Genomic DNA, 19,823 nt, shown 5'->3' with positions numbered 1-19,823 from the left:
CGACGATGTCAATACCAATCGCCGAATGCGCCTTGCGCCAACTTGAAGACGAACATCCCATTGACGACTACAAAGGGCGTGTTCCGCGGTGGTGTACCGGCTGTGGCGACAACGCCATTCTGGCGGCCGTGCAGCGCCTTTGTCGGGATGAACAACTGGCCCCGGAAAAGACCGTCTTTGTTTCGGGAATCGGTTGTTCCAGCCGCTTTCCCCATTACATGAACACCTATGGTTTTCACGGTCTCCACGGTCGGGCCATGCCCGTCGCCCAGGGTATAAAAATGCGCCGACCGGATTTGCATGTGTTTGTCGTTACCGGCGACGGTGATTGCTGCTCCATTGGCACTGCACACTGGATTCATGCGCTGCGCTACAACATGAATATGACCGTCTTGATGCATGACAATGGCATTTACGGATTAACCAAAAATCAGGCCTCGCCAACCTCTCCGCAAGGTCTGAAAAGTAAAACAACACCAAGCGGCACGCTCCTTGAACCGATTAACCCGGTCAGTGTCAGCCTTGGTATCCGCAACGCATCGTTTGTAGCCCAGGCTGTCGATTGGATACCCGACATGCTGTACGACATTATCGAGGCGGCCTTCCATCACAAGGGATTTTCATTCGTGCGCATTCTGCAAAGATGCCCCGAATTCCTGCCGGGCCGGTTCGATGAATGGGTTAAGGACCCCGCGCGTATGTTGCTTCTTAACCATGACGACGGTGTCAAAGTCAGGCCGGAACTGGGGAAAGTTTACCCGAACCTGGAACAGCACGATCCATCAGATCGCAACAAGGCCCGCGAAATTGCATCAACCTATCATCCGATGCCGGTGGGCGTTCTGTATCGAAATCAGGAAATGCCTTGCTATGAGGACCTGCGCAAACCCGACCGTTTGTATACACCCGATGTTGTTAAAAGCGTGCTGGAGAAGGAGTTCGATCAATTCACGATTCACCCCGCGGCGTGAAATGTCTGCGCTGTCGGTCAGGATCATGAAAAAAAGAATGTGATGACGCCATGAACGAAATACATTCACCACTGTCGACGTTCCATTTTACCGGGCAAATTTCCGGCGGCGATCTTTTTGAGATAGGGCGGCGCGGTCTTCAACCAGCATTGCTCAGTGGCTACGGGGACCTGTCTAAACTCCGTTATGATTTTCCTTTGGTCCTGTTCAAAGGAAGCAACGGCACGCCGTGGGTTCATTCTCTCTGCGATGTTGTCACAGAAATGCTGAGCGAATTCACGTCCACGGGGACGGAAGGCGAGCGGCTGCGTAAGGTCGCTCTGCGCCTAGAAGAGCAAATCCGGGTTCTGGTAAAGGACGGCAACAAGGGATCCTTAAACGAATTATGGCAACTGGCCGAAAGCAACCTGCTATCGCAGAGCGGTGGCAATGGCGCGCCAAAGCTGGACGAGAAAATCCTCGAGACGATCCGCGATGCGCTGCCTGAAAACGGTGAAGTTATCGACTATGATGAGGACACCCCGGAAAAGGTCCTGTCCCACGCGTGGAACGCCGTTCAGGAAGAAAAGGCGCGCAAGTTTTCCAGAAGGCTCGATGAGCTGACGCTTAAACTGATGAATATTCTTAAAGGCGACTCGATGAAGTCCGCCACCGCGTTTAACCCCGAAGCCCTTAAAAGTACGGTCGGTTCATCTTATGAATCGGCTTTCGATTTTAATTCCATGTCCGATATTCTTGGCACGGCATTTGTACCCGGGGCCTTGCCTGAAAAACGCTGGCGTCGAATCCAGTCCGTTCTATCGACCCTCAATGCGCAGAAGTTTTTCCCTTCAGTAAACGGAAACAACGGGAAGAAACGGCGGAAAAAAACGCAAACCTATATTTTTGACCATTGTGCACCGGCGATGGAGGCATTCCGGTTGCGATTGCCGAAAATGGTTAGTCTCGTCAAGGCCATGACAATCGCCCAGTTGGAAATTGAAAGCCGTTACAAGGAAGCGACACATGACCCGTTCTTCCGCAATTACGACGAACGCTACCTGGAAGCCGATGATCTCGCCATGTTGCCGGCCTATCTTATTTGCCTGCGCAACTGCACAGATGCCAAGGAGGAAAAAGCCGATTTGATGGAGGTTCTCTCCTCGGGTCTTCCCATCAAGGTTCTGGCACAGAACGATGACATCGTAGAGCAGTTGTCAATCGCTTCGGGCCAGCTTTCATTTGGTGTCAGGGGATCACAATTAGCCTCCATGGCATTGGGCCTGAGCGACGTCTTTATCCTTCAGGCCAGTGGCGCCGACCTGTACCGGATGCACCAAAAAGTCCTTAAGGGATTGACCCACCGCGGTCCGGCCCTGTTCAGCATTTATTCAGGACAATCGGGAAAACCATCTCGTGCGGCCAAAAACACACCCCAGAAACCGCTCTACCTGCGGGCGGCAGCGGCAACTGATTCCCGTGCATGTCCTGCCTTTGTCTACGACCCGGGCGCCGGATATGACTGGGAATCCCGTTTCCAGGTGGAAGGAAACCCGCAACCCGAAATGGACTGGCCGGTTCATGATTTCGTCTACGAAGATAAAGATCTGCAAAAATTTTCCGATACAATCGCTTTTACCTTCGTCGACTTCGCCGCCATGGATGAACGATATAGCAAGCGCTTCGCCGGCGTTCCCAAGTCCCAATGGAATGACCAGATGGTTCCGGCAAGCGCGTTCATGGAATTTGACGATACAGAAGCGGCAGGGAAAGTTCCTTACATCCTGATGGTTGACGAAAATAACGACCTTCACCGGGTCATCGTCGAGGCCAGATTAATTCAGGCCGCACGGCGATGTTGCAGGATGTGGCGAAGTCTTCGGGAACTGGGCGGCGTTGACAATTCATACGCCAGGAAGGCATTGGCTGCGGAAAGGGAAAATCGGGAAGCCCAAACCGGACCGGACACAGCCACAAGTGATGAAATTGAAACCGATGTGGAGAGTGTCAGCGAAGAATTCACGCCGCCGTCGTCCGATGAGCCCTATATCGAAACGCCCCGCTGCACCACCTGTGAAGAATGCGTGGAAATTAATAAAAACATGTTCCTTTACGACGACAACAAGCAGGCATACATAGCCGACTTGAATGCCGGCACCTACAAGCAATTGGTACTAGCCGCCGAAAGTTGCCAGGTCGCCATCATCCATCCGGGCCAGCCGGTCAATCCCGATGAACCGAACCTCAAGGAATTGATGACGCGGGCCGAGGCCTTTAATTGAATCTTTTTAACAGGCCGTTGCGTATTTTATTGATAGATAAAACGTTATAAAAAACTAGTACGTCCGCTTTAAGGTGGTAAGCGGACATTCTTTATCTCAGGTTTTATTAAAATCGTGAGCGAGATTAGGTATCAACGACAATTCTGTAATTTAACTATAGCGTCGATGATGAATTCGGTCTTTTATCGTAGTTCTTAAATGCCGATCCTCGATCCAGCCTTTTCCGCAACAGCTCTGAATTTGTCATGACGTTTAAACACCTCTTCACACCTCACGAAATCCGAGGGCTGGAGATTAAAAACCGGATATTTTCGTCTTCGCACCAAACCATCCTGGCCAGGAACGGCGCACCTTCCGAGGACATGGCGGCGTATCACGAAGCACGCGCACGCGGCGGGGCCGGTCTCATCATCATGGAATCGTCGCGCCCGGTGGATGACGAGGTAGCGGAATCGTATTACCTGAACACCAGCAACGATGATTGCATCCCCGGATACCGCATGGTCGCGGACGCGGTGCACAGGCACGGAACGAAGGTCTTCGGCCAGATCAACCACGGTGGCCGTATTTCCTATACGCAGGACGGCATGCAGCGTGTCGCCCACGCACCGTCCATGGTGCCCGATCACAGGTTCCACTGCATGCCGCGCACCATGTCGACGCAATATGTCTGGCATATCATCGATTGCTTCGCCAGAGCAGCCGGTCGCATGGCCGAAGCTGGTCTGGATGGCATGGAACTGACCGCCAGCCACGGCATGCTTATCGCCCAGTTCCTTAATCCACAGACCAATTTCCGTGGCGATGAGTTTGGTGGATCCGAAGAAAACCGGTTTCGGTTTCTTTTCGAGATCATCAATGCCACCCGGAAAGAGGTTGGCCCCGACAAGGTCATCGGGTTGCGCATTTCGGCCGATGAGCACGAACCTGACGGTCTCGACGAGGCCGCGTGGCTGCAAATTTGCCACCGTCTGAACGAGGAACCTGAGCTCGACTATTTGAACGTCACAACCGGCTCCATGATGGGACTTGCCGGGTCCGTTCACGTGGTCCCCCCGATGATGATCGACCATGCCTATCTGGCGCCCAAGGCAGGCGCAATAAAGGCGGGCGTCAGGAAATCTGTCTTCGTCGCGGGCCGCATCAACCAGCCGCAGCTTGCCGAGCAGATCCTTGAACACGGCCAGGCCGACATGTGCGGCATGACCCGCGCCATGATTTCCGACCCCGAAATGTCTAACAAGGCCCAAGCAGGGCGGCTTGACGATATCCGCGCGTGCATCGGCTGCAATCAGGCATGCATCGGCCATTACCATATGGGTATTCGCATCTCCTGCATTCAGAACCCCGTTTCCGGCCGTGAGCGGGAACTTCCACCCCTTCCAAAAACGGAAACATCGAAGCGTGTCCTTGTCGCCGGCGGCGGCCCGGCCGGTATGAAGGCCGCTGCCGTGGCAGCCGAGCGTGGCCACAAGGTTACGCTCTTTGAAAAATCAGGTGTGCTGGGTGGCCAAACCTTGCTGGCGCAGATGTTGCCGGGAAGAAGCGAATTCGGCGTCATTGTCGACAATCTGAAACGCGAGATGGAACTGGCCGGCGTGGAGGTCAGATTGAACATCCCCGTGGACAGAAACGTCATCGAGGCCGAGCGGCCCGACGATGTTATCGTTGCGACGGGCGCCGTTCCATATTGGCCCGAACTTGAAATAGAGAACACCGTCCACGCAGTTGACGTTTGGCAGATATTGAAAGGCGAAACCAATCCCGGCGCGTCGGTTGTCATCGTCGACTGGCGCTGCGACTGGGTAGGGTTGGGGGTCGCGGAGAAACTGGCGCGGGACGGTTCATACGTGCGTCTGTGCGTTGATGGCGAAATGGCGGGACAGAACCTGCAAAAATACTTGCGCTGGCATTGGGCCGGCGAGCTTCACAAACTCGGTGTCGAGGTTATTCCCTATGTGCGCTTTTTCGGCGCGGCTGACGATACGGCCTTCTTCATGCACTCCCTGTCAGGCGAAGCCGTGGAATGCGGCGGGATGGATACCCTCGTCATCGCGCAGGGCCATCGGCCGCTCACCGATCTTGAGGACGCGTTGCGCGATAGCGGCATCAGGATCCATACAGCAGGAGACTGCCGCAGCCCGCGCTCCGCTGAAGAGGCTATTTTCGAAGGCATGAATGTTGCCCGGGCCTTGTAGATAAGGCAACCCTGAGCGTCGGCAAGTGTTGGACCAGGAGATGCACAGTATTCCGAACGCCGGCGGGCGGAAGTCAATTCGTGCAGTTGATTTAGTCTGTTTCTGACCCCGTACGGACATTACCGCTTTCCGGTCACAGGAGGGGCTTAGCCCAGCAAGGCCCAGGTGACAAAAATAATCACGGAAATAGCAATTATGTTAAGGAGGAAACCCGCCCTGGCCATCTGGGCCACGGTCAACCGCTCGCTGGCAAAAACTATGGCGTTGGGCGGGGTCGCAACTGGCATCATGAAAGCACAGGAAGCCGCCAGGGCCACGGGGACGATGAGTTCCAGGGGAGCGATACCGGCACTTACCGCCACCGTGGCGACGATGGGCAGGAAGATTGCCGTGGTCGCCGTGTTAGAAGTGATCTCGGTCAGAAAGACGATCATTGCCGTTACGACAGCCACCAGAACGATGGCCGGAAAATTTCCCAAACCGGTCAGACCGCCGCCGATAGTACCGGCCAGTCCGCTATTGGCAATGGCCCCGGCCAAACTCAGACCGCCACCGAAAAGCAGCAATATACCCCATGGCAGCGAGACGGCCCGGGGCCATGTCATAAGGCTGCCTCCGTTTCCCTTGCCGGTGGGAATAATGAAAAGCGACAGCGCGCCGATTAGGGCAATGCCGGAATCGGTCAAACCCATGTAGGGAAAGGCAACGCTGATCAGGGGCCGGAAAATCCAGCATAAAGCCGTTAGCACAAAAACGGCCAGCACTCGCTTTTCCTCAATGGACATGGGCCCCAAGGCTTCCGTTTCTTGCTTGATAATTTCATCGGCGCCGGGAATTGAACGGCGCGCTACCGGACAAGTGACCCGGGTCAACAACAGCCAGGACAACGGAAGCATGATAAAGACCACTGGTAAGCCAATGGTCATCCATTTGGCGAATCCCAGCTCAATGCCGAACTGTTCCTGGACGAAGGCAGCAAGCAGAGCGTTGGGCGGTGACCCCACCAAGGTACCAACCCCTCCGATACTGGCCGAATAGGCGATGGCCAACAGAAGGGCCGTCGCCGTATTGGCGGCGATCTGCGGTTCTTCTTTTTCGTTCAGCACCCCGATGATGGAAATGGCGATGGGCAACATCATGACCGTGGTCGCCGTATTACTGACCCACATGCTCAAAATAGCCGTGGCCAACATAAAACCTGCGATCAGATAATCAGGCCTTGTGCCAAAGGCCCGCACAATCAGGAGGGCAATGCGCCGGTGCAGGTTCCAAGCCTCAATGGCCTTGGCGATGATGAAACCACCCATGAACAAGAAAATCAGTGGGTGGGCGTAGGACACGGCCAACGTTTTGAAATCGAAAATCCCCAGGACCGGGAAGATGATCAGGGGCATGAGGGCCGTAACGGCAATCGGCAAGGCCTCGGTCAACCACCAAAAAGCCATCCAGAGAGTCACGCCCAGCACCTTCCAGGCATCAGGCGAAAAACCTTCCGGCACGGGCGACACAATGATCCCCATGCCCAAAATGGTTCCGGCGAGCACCGTGACAGGCCTTAAGGATCTCTTCGTGGGGTCCGTGGTCTGGTTCATATATTGTGACTACACTATCTCCTGAGCTAAAACCCAATAAATAATGTCGATAAATGTGAGGTAAGGTGAATTGTTGGTCCGCTTATGGCTAAAACCCGATGTGTCAGCCATGACCACATAATGTCTTCTTTTTTACGCTAAGCGGACATTGATCGCCATGAATTGGACATTGGCCGGACCCGGTGCCTGATATTTTCAATCCCGGTCAAAAGGATCCCAGGCAGATGGGGCAGTGGCCAGAAAATCAATGAGTCGCTTTTTGAATTTGTCCACCGGGATAGCGCTCACATTATTGCCGCTTAAGGTCATCTGCGGGGCAAGGTCGGAGACCTCATCAAACAGCCAAACTGCGTCTCCGGGTTCATCCTTTGTTAGCTCTTCTGCCAAGGGCGAGAGGTCTGCCCTTGGCAAGGGTGGTGCCGAGATAAACTGGACCCAGCTTTCATAGCGATAGGTGAAGGAATATCGGTTTTCCTGGACCCTCAGAATACGGTTGCAAACTGTCTTGTTATGGATCGCCATAGGATGAAGAAGGGTCATCAGGTCTTGGCTAAAGCGACGCGCCAGGCCTGTTTTTATTTCTTTGGGTAGGGTGATAATGGCCAAGTCGAGTTCCTTGATTTCTTCGATCTCGACACGGCCCTGGCGTATTAGTGCTTCACTTTCTGAAAGGTGTTGATCTTCTTCATGCCAATAGTGCTCAAAGGAAGCAAGGTCTTCGATAATTTCATCCAAAAGGGGGATCATTTTCTGATAAAGGGCGGCGCATTTTTCTTCATAAGGGAGAGCAAATATTGCGCTATCAAGGGGCGAGACTTCGCCCTGGGCATATGCCGCCAATGTAAAGGCTATTCTTGCCGCCCGGCGGTCCTGATAGATGGCGAAATCACCAGCCTGAGCCACATCGATCAACAAGTCGCGATTGGCAAAAGCCTTTATTGGATTAATCAGACTATAGAGGCCAACCAGCCCATCCTGATCGAAATGGTTGTTGGAAACTGCAGAAGCAGCAGCATGAAGCTCGGGGCAGGCCAGATAATTAAAAACAATTTCCGCCGAGCTATCAGCTTTCAAGGCCTTCGGACAGCCACTCTTCGGCCAATGGGAAAGTGTAATTTCCGTTCCTCTATTGGCTGCCCCATCGACAATAATATTAGCCCTGTCACCTAACTCTTCGTAAGGGACAAATTGAAGATGACCAGACTCAACCATATCCAACCTCCTGCGGATCCTGGGGAATATCGAGAGCCATTATAAAGAACCGATATGCTAAATCCTATAACAGTACCGTGATCACAACAGACACCATGAGCAACCCAGCAAACGCCACGTTGATCACCCGGCTGATCCGGCCATTGGCTGGCTGGCGAAAAGCTGTAATTCCCTTGGCGGTGTAACGACAATACGGTTCTCCCGAATTTTGATGCAATCTGTGGAATGTCGACTAAAGTGGTCATCTGGGGAATGCAAGTATTGACCGCTAGGCGGCGATCCGAACCGGCCGGCTGACGAGAATCTTCACCCCTCTGGAAATGAGTGCACACCAACAACTAACATCGTTTCTCCCCTGGCTGTATCGGCATTGCTCAAAGAGGAAACTTCATGACGTCTCGTATCGTGCAAGCCTATGACACGCTGGTGCTTCACAATCCCAAGTTGGTCCTGGTTGTGCTGCTCTCAATTCTGGCTTTCTTCAGTTATAACGCAAAAGACTTCAAGCTGGACGCGTCGGCCGATACCTTGTTGCTAGAAGACGATGTAGACCTCAAGGTATTCCGGAAAATCTACGAGCGATATCCGAGCAGCGACTTGCTCATTGTCACCTACACACCCGATGAAGATCTCTTCTCGGATCGGGCATTGGAACCTTTGAAGAAACTGCGTGACGAGATCAAGAAAGTCGCCAGCGTGAACTCGCTGTTCACGATCCTCGACGCCCCTTTATTCAACAGCCCGAATCAAGATATTCAGAAAATGCTCAACGATATGCCGAGCCTGGAGAAACCCGGTATCGATCGGGCCGAGGCTAAGGACGAGCTGATCAATAACTACATTTACCGCGATCTCATCCTCAGCACGGATGGCCGAACCACTGCCCTGCTGTTGGAACTGGTTGAGAATGAACAGTACGATCGCTTGCTAAAGTCCCGAGGCCAGTTGCGGGAGAAAAAGCGTGATACCGGTCTCTCGGCCGAAGAGACGCAAACCCTGAAACGCATCTCGGCTGAATACGATCAGGTTCATGAAGCGGTAAGCAAACAGCGTCATCTGGACATCTCCCACATCAGAAACATCATCAAGCCGTACCGCCAATACGGCGCTGTACATCTCGGCGGTTTGCCGATGATTTCCGACGACATGGTGACATTCGTGCGCAACGATCTGATCGTCTTCGGGGGCGGTGTTCTGGTATTACTGGTTATCATACTCGCCGCCATCTTCCGAAAAGTGCGCTGGATCGTGCTCCCCCTGCTCAGCTGCTTTTACGCCGGACTGATCATGATCGGGGTTCTCGGCTTGACCGGTTGGAAGGTCACCATTATCTCATCCAATTTTCTTGCCCTGATGTTGATTATCACCCTCTCGATGAACATTCACTTGATCGTGCGTTACCTACAGCTGCATCGGGATCATCATGATGACGATCAGTTGGCGCTGGTTAGAACCACCATCCATAAAATGGTAAAACCCTGTCTGTACACCGCGCTGACGTCCATCATCGGTTTTGGCTCTCTGGTTGTCAGCGATATCAAACCGGTCATCGACTTCGGATGGATGATGAGCGCCGGATTGGCGGTGACGTTTGCGACCTCGTTTCTGCTGTTTCCATCACTGCTGTTGATGATGAGAAAAAGCGAACCTCCGACCATCGTTGAAGAGGTCCGGTTTTTCTTACCTGAATATCTGGCGCGATTGACCGAGTTCCAGGGTAACAAGATTCTTGTTTTAGCGGTATTGTTGGCCATCGTTAGCGCAGCGGGGATCAGCATGCTGCGTGTCGAAAACAGCTTCATCAATTACTTCAGCGAGGACACCGAAATTTATCAAGGTCTCAAGCTCGTCGATGAAGAACTCGGCGGAACAACGCCGTTGGAAATACTGATAAAATTCGAGGATGACGTCGAAGAATTGACACCTGAAGATCTTGCAGAGATGACCGAGGAAGAGATACGGGAGGAACGTGCGTACATGGAAGTGCTGCGCACCCAGCCGGAATTATGGTTTACGCCGACCAAGGTCCAGCTCGTCAAAAAAGCACATGACTATCTGGACGGATTGCCCGAAATTGGCAAGGTGCTCTCGCTCGCATCATCGGTCAGAGTTGTTGAAAAGATTGCCGAAAAAGAGCTGGATGGCATGGATATGGCCCTGCTGTATACCAAGATACCTAAGTCGGTAAAAAAGATTCTCATCGAACCATACGTCTCCATCAATGACAACGAAGTACGGGTCATGACGCGTGTAGTGGATTCAAAACCGGATCTTCACCGCAAGGAATTGCTGGAGAAAGTGCGCCGTGACTTAGGCGAGGAGAACGGATTTGAGCAGCTCGCCGACTATAAACTCCTGATCAAGGACGTAACCGTTAGTGGGATGCTCGTGCTTTACAACAACATGCTGCAAAGTCTGTTCTCATCGCAGATCAAGTCCATCGGGGTCGTGATGCTGGGTATTGGGATCATGTTCATGGTGTTGTTCCGGTCAATGACCTTGGCTGTTATCGGCCTTCTGCCGAACCTGCTGAGTGCCGGGGTTATTTTGGGCGTCATGGGATGGGTTGGAATCCCCCTGGACATGATGACCATTACAATCGCTGCGATCACCATCGGCATCGCCGTCGATGATGGTATTCACTACATCTACCGTTTCAGGGAAGAGTATGCCCATACGCGCAATTACGAGCAGACCATGAAAATTTGCCATTCCAGTATCGGTAAAGCGATGGTCTATACGACCGTGACGATCATCATCGGCTTCTCCAGCCTGGTGTTGTCCAACTTCATCCCCACGATCTATTTTGGTGTGTTGACCGGGGCGGCAATGTTCATCGCCCTTTTGGCGGCACTCACGGTGCTGCCAAAGTTGATTTTGCTGTGGAAACCATTCGGTTGACGCCGAAACCTTGTAAAATCTACTTAACGATTAGGTAAGTGGTATCAACATCGCGCGCAACCGCCTGGGATACGCTGCCTTGGAGCAGGCCTTCCAACTGCCCAAGGCCACGAGCACCAAGAACGATCAGATCTGCACCCGTACGTTTTACAGTTGCGACAATCTGATCGGCATAATCACCTTCCAGAATTTCTACTTTCACAGAGTTAATGCCGTACTCGCGACATTTGTGCCTGGCCTGTTCAACCACTTTATCGCCTAGGATTGTGATAAGTTTTTCGTTGATCTTAATTTGCCGAGATTCCAAATCCGCTATGATTGTTTGCATTGGAACGTCGTCAGATGCAGCTTGGTCTTCAGGCTCGCCATCAATAATATGCTGAACGAATGCCAATCTTTTCAGAATATCTTTCGGATCCTCCCACATTAGGACATGCAGAATAATTACTTCTGAATCATATTTTGCAGCAATGTCGGCAGCCACCTGGACCGCTCGCATTGCCGTCGTTGAGCCATCTGTAGCGACAGCGATTCTGGTGAACATGATGTGTTATCCTTCGCTGGTCTCATCACAGGATGTTACTTGAAATACGGCTTGAGCACCATGATGCGTATCAAAATATCGTCTAATTGCCGAAGAGTCGTTTATATCACTTCATCAAACGATGGACTGTTGAAATGTCCGCTTTTGGCTAAAAGCTGACCTTTTTGTTGCCGCCTGATTATGTCTGCTTTCCTGTGGTTACCGCCCCATCCTCCCCATCTTTTTTGCAAGTTCTCTCATTTCTTCGAGGTAGGGCTTCATCCGAAGGTCATTTTCCAGAACATGGTCAAAAAGCCAGCCCTTGAGAAGCATGCCAATCTTTTCACCAACTTCGGTGTTTAAATAATTGCCACTGGAGTCTTTGGTCTCCGCCATCATGGAGTCCAGTTTCTTTATCAGGTTGGTATGCTCGTTGTGATGGGCTTCCCGGTATGGAAATTTTACCACTCTCTGGAGTTCTTCTTCCCGCCCGAAATGTTGTTCCGTATATAATTTAAGGGATTCCAGAATTTTCATGGCATCGTCGGAAGAGTCGAAATGCCCGACCTGCTCACGAAACTGGTTAATATTATCCAGCAATATATGATGGTCCTCGTCTATAAGGCCATTATCGACGATAAGTTTGTCATTCCACTCGAGGGGTTTCATTGGACATTCTTTCCTGCCTAAACATGAAATACTGTATCGCTATCTATGCTTCCGGCACATGACGCCAATCAATTCAGTCAGGACTATTTATGACCGACACCATCAACATGCCCGTCACACCCACCGACAAGATAGTACGGGCCGCTCAACACGGATGCGGCCTGACGCCGATGGATGCCGTCCTGGTAAACGAATAACGCCATGTCCGCTAATGGCTAAAAGCAGAAGTTCCAACCACCTACCGATTATGTCCGTTTTCAGGGGGTAATCCAGACATTAATGTCTGCTTTATCTCATTTTAAATGAGATAATTACCTAAAGGTCAAACCATATTGTTAGCCATTTTAGTTGCCTGACCTGGCCAGTAGGGTAACATGTTAAAATAGGGATCTGGGCAGAATTCCCAGGCTAATTGAATAGTTCATTGGTGCGATTTAAATCAAACTCAGCCTAAGAAATAGCCGCTGTAGTCGTAGCTAATTTCGTCAAATGCTATCATCAATTCCTTACAGTGATAACATTTACCACAGGCTTGTCCTTCCGCTTCGTAGCAACTCCACAACCTAGTCAGGTCCAATCCGCAATTGAGGATAAGTTGGACGCATTTGCCTTTGGTGAGGGGTACGCGATTTTCAATAAGCGGCATTATGAACTCTGCGCTATCACCACCCTCTGAACAGAAGCTCACAACGTCTGTGACTTTCTCAAAGAACTCGATGGAGCAATCATTAAACGAATAATCGTCATCTGGCCTTGCTTCGACTGTCTTGCTGCCTACAGCCACCGCATTAAATCCTTCAGCCAGAGCGATATTTGCAGAATGGGCAGCAAGCACTAGATTCCTAACGGGAATGTATTCAGATGGGCTACCGTCCGCTGCCCTTTGAAGCTCCATCGCAACATTGTCAGTTCTACAACCAAGCCAGTTTGGATATTTGCTCGTGAAAAAGTCAGAAGCATATGCGACAGCCTTAGCCTCTTGCTTGAGGTAGGGCTGCCCAAGGTCAAAGAATACGCCCATGACTTCGTTTTCATCCTCTAAGAGCCGTACACAAGCTGCCACGCTGTCAAAACCACCACTTAAATGGCCTAAGACTTTCATCAGTAAAACTCCCCCAAACGTTCATAGAGCTTGTCATATTGTTTGCCAGTGCCTGACCAAAGGAAAATTTGGGGGCCATCGCTACTGTAGTTGTAGAGGTTGAATAGGGTCGTTAGACCGCGTGACCGTTCATCGTCTTTAAGTGTGAGAACAGGTCCATCTCCAATAATGCAATCAGTTGGAATGTGCATGAGAAGTTCATTCCGTCTTTTGGAAATCATTGTGCGGAAGCGTTCAGCATCCCAATTCCGTAATTTTTCATTCAGGTCATCAATTAGTGTAATTGCTGGCGTATGGGGAGTTTGATGGTCTTCACGTTTAGCCTTGAATTTACCCAAGGAGAGATAACTTTCATCAGCAAAATTTATTGAACCATCATCCCAAAGAGATTTTTTCATAACGACGATGGACAACCCAGGAGCACACCCAATCTGCTTGCTCGTCACCGTCGCCCATATTTGGCCCTTGGGTTCGTAGTAGGGGAAGGATGACACACAATCACACATGAAAATATCGTCAGGCAGATCATCGTTGAGATGGCTGATGGAAGTTTCGTAAACAACTCCTGCAGTCTTAGAGCTGGAATTTGATTTTTTCCCAATATCGGTCAGATAACGCTTAATTCGATCAGAAAAATGACCTTCTGTGACCACATTAAGTTGGTCACTGAGGCTGTATAAGATGGTCTGGATTGCACAGGTTCCGCTGCCTGTTACGAAGAACACATCCCAATCATCTGTATCAATTCCAGCGAATTCACAGAATAATCTTGCCGTGTCGGCATAATGCTCGCTGAAATCCCGTTCTCTGTGGTGATAGCGAGGGCTGTGATTTGGCCCAAACATTACAGTCCCTCAACATACAGATTGATGGCGGAATTGATTAATTCATCAAAGTGGACAACTGGACAATGAACCATATTTTTTAGTTCATTCACCTGTTCTAAATCGCTTTCAAAGAAGACTTTAACCTCTGGGTGCCTGTTAAGAACAAAGGCCTTATAGGTAATGGCGTTATCAGGCCCATCATTATCATGGAATATTTTTTGCGGTTGATGTTGAGGATCGAACATCGCCTCAAACCATTGCCGTGTATCCTTTGCAATAGCCGCTTTCCTACTGGTGATCACATAATAGGGGTGTTCAATTTTAAAGAAGGGAAGGATGTTGTCGGCTTTTTCGGTAATGACAGTCATCAGCTCCTTATCTGGTCGTTTCACCAGTTCAGAAATAAAAATGCCATCCAGATCGAAAGCCAACATTTTGCTACGCCTTGCTATCAATCATCCTAAAAAATTCATCACGGACTTTAGTATCCTCATCAAAGCAGCCATGTAGGCAGCTTGTTCGCATGATGACATTTGGCTTTTTGACACCGCGTGTCGTCATGCACATATGAGTTCCTTCGATGACGACGCCCACCCCTTTAGGAACGAGGGATATTTGCAAGGTATCCGCAATCTGGGCAGTCATTTTTTCTTGGATTTGAAGACGCTTGGCAAAGACATCAACCAGCCTTGCTAATTTGCTGATGCCAACTACTCGTTGCTCAGGCATGTAGGCGATATGAGCTTTGCCAACGAACGGCGTCATATGGTGCTCACAATGGCTCTCAAACGGAATATCCGTAAGAGAGATCATTTCCTTGTAATTGCCAGTCTCGCTGAATGTCGTTGACAGGATTTCATCTGGATTTGCCTCATATCCAGCGAACCATTCTCTGTATGCTCTAATAACCCTATCTGGGGTTCCATGGAGGCCTTCACGATCTGGGTTATCACCAGTCCAACTAATTAGATCTCTAACTGCTGCCATAGCCCTTTGCTCAGATATGCGGCGGGATTTACGGCCAAACCCGTCTTCATAAAAAAGGTTCATAGCTTCAATGATGGCGCCGTCCATCGTAACTGCATCCAGAGTTTTTAATTGGCGACGGCGTTCATTGGGTCGAGGGGCACGTTCAGCCTTCCATACATTTTTTTGACTTGGGTCTTTGAATATAGAAAGTGACCCTTCAATAAGCGGAATTTTACCTTCCGCTACACGAGGGTCATCCGCAACTCTTGCTCTGATCCTTTGCTTGGTGCTTCTTACCGCTGATCTAATGGGGGCAGCCCGTTTCGGTCGTCTAGGTGTTGTGGACTTTGCAGCAGTATTCTTTGCAAGCCGTTTCAGCGCTACTTTTTCTTTTTTCACTGTTGGATTAGTCGTTTTCTTCACTGGTGTTTTAGCCATCATTATGTCCCCACCTTGTTTCCAAAGACCCATGAATGAACCCGAGCAGAAAAATTGTATCCGCGATCAACTGCCTCAATGCAAATTGCTTCCTGAACTTCCTCTTGCTGCTCTTTTGTAGAGCCGACAGGCATAATCCAAACGTCCCAATCAACACCAACAGCACGATAGGCACTTGTTGCCTTTTCAACTTCATTCCAACATTGCTCACTACCATCAACAACGTATTTCAATTGGCCTTTGTTGGAGAGGGCTGCATATGCAGCTAGAACATCGGGCTTTATAGCTTCTTCCCATGCCTCCCCTGAGATTGAAAGTTTTGGGCTTACGGACCATAACCACTCAGTTTCATTATTGCTGTAGAGGCGCTGAAACGTACTGATGAATGGTTCATGCAATGGCCTAGTGCCGTTTGTTTCTACTGTGACGTAGTTGGGAAAATTGTGTTGTTTGCTAAATTCGCTAATGATTTCTGCTATAGCATTTTGAGACAGGACTGGTTCGCCACCTGTGATTACAAGGTGGGTTTGCTGTTTTGAATTGGGATGCTTGAAGGGACCCCACTGAGAATGAATGTCATCACATAAATCTTGAGTTTCATCTTGATGACGGAAATTTCGAAACTCGGGAGCCCAACTATAACGGCTGTCGCAACCATGCTCGATGATAGGCATGTCCTCAATATTCTGATATTCATCTGGGTCAAATCCAATATCTTGATTTTCAGGATTGGAAAATCCTGGGCAGGTCAGATTACAGCCAAACAGTCTGATGAAAATGCTTGGAACACCCGTATAATGACCTTCACCCTGAACGCTTTTGAAATATTCAGAGTAAACAACTGCCATTACTCAAGACCCAAAATCGTTGTGCCTGCAGGATAATCAACGCTTCCGTTTGGCGTTTCATAAAGACGAATGTTGGTCATGCTAATTAGGTCGGCCCTGTAATAACTGCTCATAACACGGTCCATTAGTTCAAACATATGCTTTGCCATGTTCTCAGCAGTCGGCGTGTAACTGACAGGAACAATTTTCATTCCATCAGGGTCTTGTTTGCTAACAAGCGTCTTGGGCAGCTGGATTGGTTGGGGCTTATTATCGCCTCGCTTAATTTGCTGGCAATAGTCCTCTAACTGATTTTCCAATTCTACAAAGTAGCGGGTAATAACATCCTCAGGATCTTCGCCAGGAAAATACATATTCATTAAGACTTCATCATGCCCAGCCACGACAAAAGCGTGATCAAAGATGGCGTCTAATAGGTCCATCATAAACTGCTTGATGTGACCAAAATCGATCACCATGCCATGTTCGGCTTCACCAGCCTTTTCCAACACATCGCCAGTACAGGTGGCGATGATTCTGTAACGGTGGCCGTGTGGGCTGCGGCACTTTGAAGCATGGTCAGGAACACGATGACCGCAATCAATGCCAATTTCTCTGTGAACTACTGCCGAATTCGCCATTTGTGAAATCCTTAGTGTGGGTTCCAGATTATAAATTTCTCAAGGAAGGTATGGTTCTTTTCCAATTCCTTGCCAGTGTGCTCAGTTTTGAAAACCTTGTTTATGATTTTGGTGATTTTGTGGAAATTTGCCTCTGTAGAAGTTTCAAACTCAATGCCGTTCAGTTTTGCGTTTAATATAGTTCCATCATCCACATCAACACCTGCAAACATCAAGTTATTGGTGAGAAATTCATCCAGCAGCATGTAGGTGTTGTGGGCCATAATGGTGGCGTAGGAAATTGCATCAGAAGCCCGTTTTCCATCCTTTTCTTTATTCCTCCATGTTCCATCAGCATTCTGAATAAAGATTTCCCTTGCTGGTATTCCGCTTGTTTTTAAAACAGGGCCAAATGCTTCTGGAATGCCCTTGTCTGGGTCGCAGTAGGGGAGCAGGTCTTCAAAATTCTCTGTCACTCCCCTTGTTGCCTTCTGTGTGTTGGAGAACGTGTAATGAAGTTGAATGCTTCCCCGTAAGCCCGCTTCTTGGAATGGGTTGGAAGCATCCAGCGTTACCATAGTTTCTGAATTTACGTTTTCTCGTATGGCTTTCTGAATGATTGTTAGAACCGCACCAACAGCTGGTTTGCCAACACCTAAAATATGGAGCCACTTACCTTTATCGCCTTCTAATGCTCCATCATCTCGCAACATGATGATCGTTCGCAGCAGATTGTAGAGATTTAGTTTTGTGCCACCCGCAAAAGCCCATCCACTTGCTGGAAACCAATTTACACCATCATACCACTGCTGGATTTCTGAGTTATTATCGCCTTGAAGGACGTTGATGAATGGAACCTTGTTTGTTCGGTTGTCGTCAATGAACCGAAGATTGTCGTTGGTTTGAGCCAGACAATCGTTGAAGGTTTTGAATGGGGTGTCTTTTTGAATGGCAAATGTTGGCACGTCTAAAACGGTGGCAACATCGCCAATAGCCTCTTGCCATCGCAATATTTGCATTCTCCCTTCATCTGGGTTTGCCCAGTCAAAGGGTCTGCCATTGATCTTCAATGCACCTGTGACGACTTGGAAACCGCCGCTGTCCACCATCAAAAATGTTTTGTCACGATCCCTGTTGTATATGGAACTTTCAGTTTCAGCAGCTCTGTCCATGTCCAGATTGGCAACGCCCGCCGAATACAAAGCCCATGGATAGAAAAACAGCCCATGCTCCTCATTGAAGAAATTGAGCATTTGCATGGAGACAAGATGTCTTGGATTGAAGTCTGGGCGGATATCGCGAATTTCTTTTGAGATCGCGTTGATATAACTGACGTGCATACTGGGCAGAAACAAAGCCTGTCCGCCAAAATCCTTATGAAAATCTGTAAAATCTTCATCCATTTTTCTTCACCGTAAATGGTATATGGAGCTTGCCATTTTTAGACGTTAACTTTTCTGGCAATGCATATGGCTTAACAACATGAGGATCTGGTTTGCCAGCAGCGCGGGCTAGATCACGTCTTAGCTTCCATTTCTTTTTTCGTTCCGCCGTAATATCCATCATGGCTTGTTCTATGGTCTGATTTGGAACTGAAACGACAAAGTTGTTTCCATTAATTTCCCATATTGTGTCTTTGAAATCTTTGTCGATTTGTACAATGGCATTGATACTGTTTTGATCCAGTATGATGACCGTATTTGCTGGCAGAAATGAACTTGGTTCCTCACTCAATGTCGAAGTGAATTCACCAAATTTCGCTAGCACCTGCGTCTGGCTGTTGTGGATTATTAACTCGTCAGCATCAGCAGCCATTTTTGCCGCTTCAATGAGAATGTCGTGAGGTCTTGGAATGCCTGGGAGCTTTTTAAGTTCTTTCGTTACAGTATCCGGATCAATAGGCAACACACCCAAAATTGTCACATTGCCGTCTTCATCAACGGTCGTAATCAGTTGGGCAAGCCCCGGGCCTATACCAGCCCTGTTCATATTAATTTTGATGTTTGGAATGTTGCCGACCGCTTCTTGCCAACGCGGGCCTAGCATTTGGGTTATGTACTCAACTGGGTCAGCATCTTCCGCATCAGGATTAATTCTTGCGGGACCAGGAAGTATTCCGCTTCGTTGTGCTCTAAGATTTGCTTCTGCAATTGTTCCACCACCACGTTCCCTATCACTAATCCAATCTAAAAATTGGTTGGCTGTGATGCCAAGTGAGTTGGCGTGATAACAAATGTTTCCGTAAGCACCCAATCTGGTGCTGTCAAAAGTCCATTTATCAATATTACCATTCTGGTCAATTACAGCCTCGCCAATCGCGTACTTGATGGGAAGCAGGAATTCGTTGGCGGCAGCATCGCCACGCACCGTCACCCTATTAACTTCGTACTCATCACGAATTCTGTTGTCGTGAATTGCCTGAAGGGAAAATGCGTAGATTTCTGATAAGGCAACGAGCGCCTGACCTGATGCTCGTCTCTCAGTATTTACGAAGGTAGTGTACGCAGTTCTTGCTGCCTCCAGTTGGTGACGCAGCCGTGCTGGCGGTAATCCCATCTCTGCAACTCCCCCATTTATCTCATTTGACATGAGATAAACTAATTTCCCTACATATTGTGAGGATATTATGAGGTCTAAGCAAATAGATAATTGAAATAGCTCAATGCGATAATGATTGTGGCAATAAGGACGGACGGCATCTCATTTAAGATGA

16 protein-coding genes are annotated in these 19,823 nt (G+C 49.4%); 4 read left to right on the top strand and 12 right to left on the bottom strand.

Annotation, left to right across the window (positions count from 1 at the left end):
* The first annotated feature begins 5 nt into the window (after nucleotides 1-5).
* The 3 genes from HOL66_13175 to HOL66_13165 all read left to right on the top strand — a co-directional run bounded on the left by HOL66_13175 (nucleotide 6) and on the right by HOL66_13165 (nucleotide 5,430).
* The gene (locus HOL66_13175; protein MBT5245183.1) at nucleotides 6-971 is read left to right on the top strand and encodes a 2-oxoacid:ferredoxin oxidoreductase subunit beta; all 966 of its coding nucleotides are present in this window, start codon (nucleotides 6-8) and stop codon (nucleotides 969-971) included.
* Nucleotides 972-1,021: 50 nt separating this feature from the next.
* Entirely contained in the window at nucleotides 1,022-3,232 is a 2,211-nt protein-coding gene (locus HOL66_13170) for a ferredoxin (protein ID MBT5245182.1), read from the top strand.
* 245 nt (nucleotides 3,233-3,477) lie between these two features.
* Nucleotides 3,478-5,430, top strand: coding sequence for an FAD-dependent oxidoreductase (locus HOL66_13165; GenBank protein MBT5245181.1), 1,953 nt, complete (start codon nucleotides 3,478-3,480; stop codon nucleotides 5,428-5,430).
* 146 nt (nucleotides 5,431-5,576) lie between these two features.
* Here HOL66_13165 and HOL66_13160 read toward each other — a convergent pair whose 3' ends face one another.
* Both HOL66_13160 and HOL66_13155 read right to left on the bottom strand, forming a co-directional pair.
* On the bottom strand, nucleotides 5,577-7,022 hold the full coding sequence (locus HOL66_13160) for a DASS family sodium-coupled anion symporter (protein ID MBT5245180.1): 1,446 nt from the start codon (nucleotides 7,020-7,022) through the stop codon (nucleotides 5,577-5,579).
* 195 nt (nucleotides 7,023-7,217) lie between these two features.
* On the bottom strand, nucleotides 7,218-8,234 hold the full coding sequence (locus tag HOL66_13155; protein ID MBT5245179.1) for a hypothetical protein: 1,017 nt from the start codon (nucleotides 8,232-8,234) through the stop codon (nucleotides 7,218-7,220).
* A gap of 390 nt (nucleotides 8,235-8,624) precedes the next feature.
* On the opposite strand from HOL66_13155, the gene HOL66_13150 reads away from it, so the two are divergent.
* The gene (locus HOL66_13150; protein MBT5245178.1) at nucleotides 8,625-11,135 is read left to right on the top strand and encodes an MMPL family transporter; all 2,511 of its coding nucleotides are present in this window, start codon (nucleotides 8,625-8,627) and stop codon (nucleotides 11,133-11,135) included.
* A gap of 19 nt (nucleotides 11,136-11,154) precedes the next feature.
* Here the strand turns inward: HOL66_13150 and HOL66_13145 are convergent, their stop codons facing one another.
* The 10 genes from HOL66_13145 to HOL66_13100 all read right to left on the bottom strand — a co-directional run bounded on the left by HOL66_13145 (nucleotide 11,155) and on the right by HOL66_13100 (nucleotide 19,699).
* The gene (locus tag HOL66_13145; protein ID MBT5245177.1) at nucleotides 11,155-11,679 is read right to left on the bottom strand and encodes a universal stress protein; all 525 of its coding nucleotides are present in this window, start codon (nucleotides 11,677-11,679) and stop codon (nucleotides 11,155-11,157) included.
* Nucleotides 11,680-11,877: 198 nt separating this feature from the next.
* Entirely contained in the window at nucleotides 11,878-12,327 is a 450-nt protein-coding gene (locus HOL66_13140) for a bacteriohemerythrin (protein ID MBT5245176.1), read from the bottom strand.
* Between the two features lie 445 nt (nucleotides 12,328-12,772).
* Nucleotides 12,773-13,429, bottom strand: coding sequence for a hypothetical protein (locus HOL66_13135; protein ID MBT5245175.1), 657 nt, complete (start codon nucleotides 13,427-13,429; stop codon nucleotides 12,773-12,775).
* Entirely contained in the window at nucleotides 13,429-14,274 is an 846-nt protein-coding gene (locus HOL66_13130; protein ID MBT5245174.1) for a hypothetical protein, read from the bottom strand. Before HOL66_13130 ends, HOL66_13135 begins: the two co-directional genes overlap by 1 nt.
* Complete coding sequence (locus HOL66_13125; GenBank protein ID MBT5245173.1) at nucleotides 14,274-14,690, bottom strand: hypothetical protein; 417 nt, start codon at nucleotides 14,688-14,690, stop codon at nucleotides 14,274-14,276. The genes HOL66_13130 and HOL66_13125 overlap by 1 nt, the downstream gene beginning before the upstream one ends.
* A gap of 4 nt (nucleotides 14,691-14,694) precedes the next feature.
* Complete coding sequence (gene folE, locus HOL66_13120) at nucleotides 14,695-15,306, bottom strand: GTP cyclohydrolase I FolE (GenBank protein ID MBT5245172.1); 612 nt, start codon at nucleotides 15,304-15,306, stop codon at nucleotides 14,695-14,697.
* Nucleotides 15,307-15,665: 359 nt separating this feature from the next.
* Nucleotides 15,666-16,511, bottom strand: coding sequence for a 7-carboxy-7-deazaguanine synthase QueE (locus HOL66_13115; GenBank protein ID MBT5245171.1), 846 nt, complete (start codon nucleotides 16,509-16,511; stop codon nucleotides 15,666-15,668).
* Nucleotides 16,511-17,131, bottom strand: a complete 621-nt coding sequence (locus HOL66_13110; protein ID MBT5245170.1) for a 6-carboxytetrahydropterin synthase — start codon at nucleotides 17,129-17,131, stop codon at nucleotides 16,511-16,513. Before HOL66_13110 ends, HOL66_13115 begins: the two co-directional genes overlap by 1 nt.
* Before the next feature lie 11 nt (nucleotides 17,132-17,142).
* Nucleotides 17,143-18,513, bottom strand: coding sequence for a hypothetical protein (locus HOL66_13105; GenBank protein ID MBT5245169.1), 1,371 nt, complete (start codon nucleotides 18,511-18,513; stop codon nucleotides 17,143-17,145).
* Nucleotides 18,506-19,699: a hypothetical protein gene (locus tag HOL66_13100; GenBank protein ID MBT5245168.1), complete on the bottom strand. Its 1,194-nt coding sequence runs from the start codon at nucleotides 19,697-19,699 to the stop codon at nucleotides 18,506-18,508. Before HOL66_13100 ends, HOL66_13105 begins: the two co-directional genes overlap by 8 nt.
* Nucleotides 19,700-19,823 lie beyond the last annotated feature (124 nt).

This window comes from Rhodospirillaceae bacterium (genome assembly GCA_018662005.1).
Lineage (GTDB): Bacteria > Pseudomonadota > Alphaproteobacteria > Rhodospirillales > JABHCV01 > JACNJU01.
This window is presented reverse-complemented; position numbering and strand designations above follow the sequence as displayed.

Excerpts from the sequence above, each read along its gene's own strand:
- HOL66_13175 (MBT5245183.1), top strand. The coding sequence starts at position 6 with ATGTCAATACCAATCGCCGAATGCGCCTTGCGCCAACTTGAAGACGAA.
- HOL66_13170 (MBT5245182.1), top strand. The coding sequence starts at position 1,022 with ATGAACGAAATACATTCACCACTGTCGACGTTCCATTTTACCGGGCAA.
- HOL66_13165 (MBT5245181.1), top strand. The coding sequence starts at position 3,478 with ATGACGTTTAAACACCTCTTCACACCTCACGAAATCCGAGGGCTGGAG.
- HOL66_13160 (MBT5245180.1), bottom strand. The coding sequence starts at position 7,022 with ATGAACCAGACCACGGACCCCACGAAGAGATCCTTAAGGCCTGTCACG.
- HOL66_13155 (MBT5245179.1), bottom strand. The coding sequence starts at position 8,234 with ATGGTTGAGTCTGGTCATCTTCAATTTGTCCCTTACGAAGAGTTAGGT.
- HOL66_13150 (MBT5245178.1), top strand. The coding sequence starts at position 8,625 with ATGACGTCTCGTATCGTGCAAGCCTATGACACGCTGGTGCTTCACAAT.
- HOL66_13145 (MBT5245177.1), bottom strand. The coding sequence starts at position 11,679 with ATGTTCACCAGAATCGCTGTCGCTACAGATGGCTCAACGACGGCAATG.
- HOL66_13140 (MBT5245176.1), bottom strand. The coding sequence starts at position 12,327 with ATGAAACCCCTCGAGTGGAATGACAAACTTATCGTCGATAATGGCCTT.
- HOL66_13135 (MBT5245175.1), bottom strand. The coding sequence starts at position 13,429 with ATGAAAGTCTTAGGCCATTTAAGTGGTGGTTTTGACAGCGTGGCAGCT.
- HOL66_13130 (MBT5245174.1), bottom strand. The coding sequence starts at position 14,274 with ATGTTTGGGCCAAATCACAGCCCTCGCTATCACCACAGAGAACGGGAT.
- HOL66_13125 (MBT5245173.1), bottom strand. The coding sequence starts at position 14,690 with ATGTTGGCTTTCGATCTGGATGGCATTTTTATTTCTGAACTGGTGAAA.
- folE (MBT5245172.1), bottom strand. The coding sequence starts at position 15,306 with ATGAACCTTTTTTATGAAGACGGGTTTGGCCGTAAATCCCGCCGCATA.
- HOL66_13115 (MBT5245171.1), bottom strand. The coding sequence starts at position 16,511 with ATGGCAGTTGTTTACTCTGAATATTTCAAAAGCGTTCAGGGTGAAGGT.
- HOL66_13110 (MBT5245170.1), bottom strand. The coding sequence starts at position 17,131 with ATGGCGAATTCGGCAGTAGTTCACAGAGAAATTGGCATTGATTGCGGT.
- HOL66_13105 (MBT5245169.1), bottom strand. The coding sequence starts at position 18,513 with ATGGATGAAGATTTTACAGATTTTCATAAGGATTTTGGCGGACAGGCT.
- HOL66_13100 (MBT5245168.1), bottom strand. The coding sequence starts at position 19,699 with ATGTCAAATGAGATAAATGGGGGAGTTGCAGAGATGGGATTACCGCCA.